1 protein-coding gene and 1 pseudogene are annotated in these 651 nt (G+C 66.1%); both read right to left on the bottom strand.

The features are described from left to right. Nucleotides 1-30 precede the first annotated feature (30 nt). Nucleotides 31-315 carry a DUF3027 domain-containing protein gene (locus tag KUM38_RS39415; protein ID WP_217136949.1) on the bottom strand — a complete coding sequence of 95 codons (285 nt, stop codon included), beginning with the start codon at nt 313-315 and terminating at the stop codon, nt 31-33. A 111-nt stretch (nt 316-426) separates the two neighbouring features. Then, nucleotides 427-651, bottom strand: a pseudogene (locus KUM38_RS39410) (ISL3 family transposase); the annotation flags it as partial.

Here is a 651-nt window from a genome sequence, read left to right as displayed (position 1 = left end):
CGGCTCTGGCAAGAATTTCGTAGCCGTAGATCATCCGAAGGTGCCGTCGTCGCGGACGGAGAAGTGTTCGCAGCCGTCGTGCTCAAAACGCACGCGCCCGTCGAACCGAGAGTCGGCGTGGGTGCAGGCCCCCCAGTCCAGGCCCAGTTCTCCGCTCAGCGGGATCCAGAACCGGCATCCGCCGCACTGCTCGTCGAACCATTCATCCCGGTAGTCGGGGCTTCCCGTGGAGCGATTGAGCAGCCGCAACCAGCGTCTGTGGACGTCGTCTCCCGCGTCTGCGTTGCCGTCCGTCTGCGGTCTGCCCGATGCCATCCGTTCCCCGCCCTCTCGCCGAATTTGCAAGGTCAATCTGCACGGAACCAGTGCCCAGCCGCCAGTTGATTCCTGCGACCCGCAGGCCATCGGCCCAGCGCGTCGCAGACATCAGCTGCAAGGACCGGTCGGCCGGTCAGCATAGCGACGGCGGAGGTGGGCGATCAGAACGACGCGATGGCGAAGGAGAGGGACGCCGGCGCGACCGGCCATCAGGCGTTTCTGCAGCTTGACGTCGGTGATACGTCCTTCGTTGACGCCGGAGTTGTAGGGGGTGGTGATGCCCTGGGCGACGGCGTGCTGATCTTCACGGAAGGCTCCGGCGAGGCCGGCGAG

The organism is Streptomyces sp. AC558_RSS880, from assembly GCF_019049255.1.
In the GTDB taxonomy this organism is placed as follows: domain Bacteria; phylum Actinomycetota; class Actinomycetes; order Streptomycetales; family Streptomycetaceae; genus Streptomyces.
The sequence above is the reverse complement of the archived record's forward strand: the minus strand, read 5'-3'. Positions and strand labels throughout refer to the sequence as shown.